The following is a 3,106-nucleotide window of genomic DNA, read 5'->3' as shown; positions in this document are numbered from 1 at the left end:
CCAGGCCGGCCTGGTGCTGACGCCGCTGCCGCCGCCCGCCGAGGCGCCGACCGTGCTCGCGCCGCCCGCCGCCCCGACCGCCCCGACTCCGGCCGTCTCGAGCGCGCCCCTGGCCGTCTGCTGGCGTTATGCCGGCGGGGAATGGCGCAAGTTGCCCGGCGAGATCACCGTCAACGCCTGCGCTCAGCAGATTTCGGGCGGCAAGTGCGAGAAGGCCGGTGGGGCGACCTACGGCCGCTGGGGCTCCGAGACCCTTCGCCTGGTGCCGGGCAAGATCGAATCCTCGTCCGACAACCGCACCTTCCATTCGATCATCGAGCTGGGGCCCAATTGCTCCATCCCGTCGGCCTAGAGAGATCTCAAGCATGCGCCTTTCCGTCGTCGCCCTCTCGCTCATCGCCGCCACCGCCGCCGTCGGCCTGACCGGCTGCGAAAAGCAGACCAAGGCCCCGTTCGAAGCCGGCGTCTGCCTGCACGTGATCGAGCAGAAGGACGGCACGCTGAAGTTCAACCCCGTGGCCCAGAACGTCCCGAGCCTCGAGCTCTGCGCGGCCGAACTGGAGGGCATGCGCCTGCGCTTCGCGCGTCTGGGCAGCCCCAACCGCGAGATGACCGGCGCCTATCAGGGCAAGTTCATCTTCCTGCAGAAAGAAGGCATCTATCTGGGCGACACCTATGAGGGCGCCCGATTCATGTCGCTGGTCCGCACGGGCGACGGCCGCCTGGCCGTTCCCGGTGCGATGCCGGCCCAATAGGACGCACGAGCAGGGCCGCGCTTCAAACCCGGGGATAACCGGCTCGATCCACAAGAACATTTGTGGAACAAAGCTTGATTTCACTTTTAAGAACCCGTTAACGTCCGCCTCAGATGCCGGCGCGTTGGTCGCCGGGCGTGAAAAGGAATCTTCCCCATGGCGGGCAGCGTCAACAAGGTCATTCTGGTCGGCAATCTCGGAGCCGATCCCGAAATCCGCACCCTCAGCTCGGGCGACCGCGTCGCCAACCTGCGCCTGGCCACCTCGGAATCCTGGCGCGATCGCACCTCGGGCGAGCGCAAGGAAAAGACCGAATGGCACCGGGTGGTGATCTTCAACGACAACCTTGTGAAGGTGGCCGAGAGCTATCTGCGCAAGGGTTCGACGATCTATATCGAAGGCGCGATCCAGACCCGCAAGTGGGCCGACGCCTCGGGCGTCGAGAAGTATTCGACCGAGATCGTGCTGCAAAAGTTCCGTGGTGAACTGACCATGCTGGGCGGCAAGGCCGACGGCGCCGGCGCCGGTGCGCAGGGCGGCGGCTATGACGAAGGCTACGCCGGCGGCGGCGGTGGCGGCGGCAACTTCGGCGGCGGCGCTCCGCGCAGCCAGCCCAGCGGCCCGCGCGAGAGCTTCTCGGCCGACCTGGACGACGAAATCCCGTTCTAGAGTTGGGCCTCGGCTTCTACTGACGACAAGCGGCCAGTCCTTCACGGGACTGGCCGTTTTCGTGCCGCCGCCTAGGCCAGCATCTCGCGGACCAGCGGGATGACCCGCTCGCCATAGAGCTCGATCGCCCGCATCAGCTTGTCATGGGGCAGGGCGCCGGCGCTGTACTTCATCTGGAAACGTTGGACGCCCAGGGCCTTGACCGTCGCGGCGATCTTGCGGGCCACGGTCTCGGGCGCGCCGACATACAGCGAGCCGTGGTCGGCCTCGGCGTCGAACTCGGCGCGGTTCATCGGCGGCCAGCCGCGCTCGGCGCCGATGCGGTCGCGCATCGCCTTGTAGTCGGGCCACAGATCCTCGCGGGCCTGCTCGTCGGTGTCGGCGACATAGCCGGGCGAATGCACGCCGATCGGCTGAACCGGCCGGCCCAGCTCGCCGAACGCTCGGTGATAGAGATCGACGTAGGGTGCGAACCGTTTGGGATCACCGCCGATGATCGCCAGCATCAGCGGCAGGTCGTAGCGGGCGGCGCGGACCACCGATTCCGGGCTGCCGCCCACGCCGATCCAGGTCTTCAGGACGCCGGATTCCGGTTGCGGGAACACGCCCTGATCGACCAGCGGCGGGCGCATGCGGCCCTGCCAGGTGACCGACGGTTGCCGGATCAGCGCGGCGAAAAGGTCGAGCTTCTCCTCGAACAGCTGGTTGTATTGCGACAGGTCGACGCCGAACAACGGGAACGACTCGGTGAACGAGCCCCGTCCCAGGGTCACCTCGGCCCGGCCGTTCGAGGCCGCGTCCACGGTCGAGAAGCGCTGGAAGACCCGGATGGGGTCGTCGGAGCTGAGGACCGTCACCGCCGAGCCCAGCTTGATCCGCGTCGTCCGCCCGGCGATCGCCGCCAGCACCGTCTCGGGCGACGACACCGCGAAGTCGGCCCGGTGGTGCTCGCCCACGCCGAAATAGTCCACGCCCAGCCTGTCGGCCAGCACCGCCTCCTCGATGACGTCGCGGATGACCTGGGCGTGCGGCAGCAGCGCGCCGTCAGGCCCGCGGGTCACGTCGCCGAAGGTGTCCAGGCCAAGTTCCAGCGTCTGCGTCATCGGATCTCCAGGGCGCGCGAAAGGTTCGAGGCCCATATAGGGAACCAACACTGTTGCTGATAGGGGCCGGCCCGCGCGAAGGTGCGACAATGGTCGGCGTTCCAGTGCTGACCGGCTTGCGCTAGGAAGCAGGCGCCAAGGACGAGCCCTTATTTGGACGTTCGCGGATTGAATTTTGCCGGCGGCAGGCCCAAGTCCTCGCCGTAGCGACGAAGCTGAAGCATGAGGACGGTGTGGGCGAGACCCCAGGCAATGACGGCGGTCTGGTCCGGCAGGCTCACAAGCTGACGGCGGACCTCACGACTCCCAACCGCGCGATCTACTGGATCGATCTGGTTCTGACCGCGACCGCGACCTGGGGCGGCTTGTGGATCGCCGCCACGGCCCATCGCCCCGGCCTCGTGATCGCCGCCGGCCTGGTCGGCCTGCTGGCCCTGTATCGCGGCCTCAGCTTCATCCACGAGATCAGCCACCTGCGCCCCAAGGACGTGCCGGGCTTCCGCCTGGGCTGGAACCTGCTGATCGGCGTGCCGCTGATGACCCCGTCGATGATGTACGAGGGCGTGCACAACCTGCACC

At 67.5% G+C, this 3,106-nt stretch carries 3 protein-coding genes and 2 pseudogenes; 4 read left to right on the top strand and 1 reads right to left on the bottom strand.

Annotated features, from left to right (window positions below; translation table 11 throughout):
* The 3 genes and pseudogenes from AC1DZ6_RS22285 to ssb all read left to right on the top strand — a co-directional run.
* Positions 1-352: pseudogene (locus AC1DZ6_RS22285) on the top strand (hypothetical protein); the annotation flags it as partial.
* Between the two features lie 13 nt (positions 353-365).
* Complete coding sequence (locus AC1DZ6_RS22280; RefSeq protein ID WP_477099306.1) at positions 366-755, top strand: hypothetical protein; 390 nt, start codon at positions 366-368, stop codon at positions 753-755.
* Positions 756-911: 156 nt separating this feature from the next.
* Positions 912-1,424, top strand: a complete 513-nt coding sequence (ssb, locus tag AC1DZ6_RS22275; RefSeq protein ID WP_477099305.1) for a single-stranded DNA-binding protein — start codon at positions 912-914, stop codon at positions 1,422-1,424.
* Positions 1,425-1,495: 71 nt separating this feature from the next.
* Here ssb and AC1DZ6_RS22270 read toward each other — a convergent pair whose 3' ends face one another.
* Complete coding sequence (locus tag AC1DZ6_RS22270; protein ID WP_477099304.1) at positions 1,496-2,527, bottom strand: LLM class flavin-dependent oxidoreductase; 1,032 nt, start codon at positions 2,525-2,527, stop codon at positions 1,496-1,498.
* A gap of 233 nt (positions 2,528-2,760) precedes the next feature.
* On the opposite strand from AC1DZ6_RS22270, the pseudogene AC1DZ6_RS22265 reads away from it, so the two are divergent.
* Positions 2,761-3,106, top strand: a pseudogene (locus AC1DZ6_RS22265) (fatty acid desaturase); the annotation flags it as partial.

It is taken from the genome of Caulobacter sp. P1_B12_2, from assembly GCF_056406675.1.
Note: the sequence above shows the minus strand (reverse complement) of the source record. Positions and strands in the feature narration are given on the sequence as shown.

Coding starts and splice junctions, on each gene's coding strand:
- AC1DZ6_RS22280 (WP_477099306.1), top strand. CDS start 366: ATGCGCCTTTCCGTCGTCGCCCTCTCGCTCATCGCCGCCACCGCCGCC.
- ssb (WP_477099305.1), top strand. CDS start 912: ATGGCGGGCAGCGTCAACAAGGTCATTCTGGTCGGCAATCTCGGAGCC.
- AC1DZ6_RS22270 (WP_477099304.1), bottom strand. CDS start 2,527: ATGACGCAGACGCTGGAACTTGGCCTGGACACCTTCGGCGACGTGACC.